Origin of the sequence: Mesorhizobium sp. M0195, assembly GCF_040322115.1 — a bacterium.
Classification (GTDB): Bacteria; Pseudomonadota; Alphaproteobacteria; order Rhizobiales; family Rhizobiaceae; genus Mesorhizobium.
In genome coordinates this window covers 1-896 of sequence record NZ_JAMYSV010000082.1, presented here as the reverse complement: position 1 = coordinate 896, position 896 = coordinate 1, and the positions used below count along the sequence as shown (strand labels likewise).

Here is an 896-nt window from a genome sequence, read left to right as displayed (position 1 = left end):
GGATCGACACCGGATTCAATGATCGACGAGACAAAGGCGGTGAAGCCCGGAGGCGACCAGCCATCCTCCTGGAAGCGTTCCGGATGGATGAAGGACAGCCCCTTGAAAGCGTGGTCGCGCTCGACCGGGCCGTGCATGTGGACGCCGCAGCCGGTGCAGGCATGGCGCAGGATCAGCGCGCCCGGATCGACCACCTTCAGCTTGTCGCCGTTTTCGGTCACCGTCACGTCGTTTGTACCGGCAACCGCCACGACCGAGAACAGCGCGCCTTCCGGCTTCCAGCATTTGGTGCAGCCGCAGGCATGGTTGTGGGCGATCTGGCCCTTGACCTTCACCTTGACCGGGTTGCTGGTGCAGGCGCAGACCAGCGTGCCGCCGGCAAAATCGGGCTTTTCCCGTGGCAATCCATTGTCGATTTTAGGATGCAGTTTTTCCGGCATTTTTGTCTCCTCCCGTGTTGAACATGCATTTTTCGGCCGTTGGCTGGTTAGCCGGCGGCTTTCTCCTCCTCAGTAAACCACCACGCTCCTGATCGACTTGCCTTCATGCATCAGGTCAAAGCCCTTGTTGATGTCCTCGAGCTTCAGCGTGTGGGTGATCATCGGATCGATCTCGATCTTGCCGGCCATGTACCAGTCGACGATCTTCGGCACGTCGGTGCGGCCGCGCGCGCCGCCGAAGGCGGTGCCCATCCAGGTGCGGCCGGTGACCAGCTGGAACGGCCGCGTCGAGATCTCCTGGCCGGCGCCGGCAACGCCGATGACGACCGACTTGCCCCAGCCGCGATGCGACGCTTCAAGCGCCTGCCGCATGACCTTGGTGTTGCCGGTGCAGTCGAAGGTGTAGTCGGCGCCGCCGATCTGGTCGGCGCCGCGCTTGGTCATGTTGACGAGATG

General features: G+C 62.7%; 2 protein-coding genes. Both read right to left on the bottom strand.

What is annotated here, in order from left to right:
• Nucleotides 1-440, bottom strand: a 440-nt coding sequence (gene gfa / locus NKJ12_RS32090; RefSeq protein WP_352707724.1) for an S-(hydroxymethyl)glutathione synthase, incomplete at its 3' end; no start/stop codon positions are given.
• Between the two features lie 69 nt (nucleotides 441-509).
• Nucleotides 510-896 (bottom strand): zinc-binding dehydrogenase (locus NKJ12_RS32085; RefSeq protein WP_352707722.1); only part of this gene is annotated, 387 nt, incomplete at its 5' end.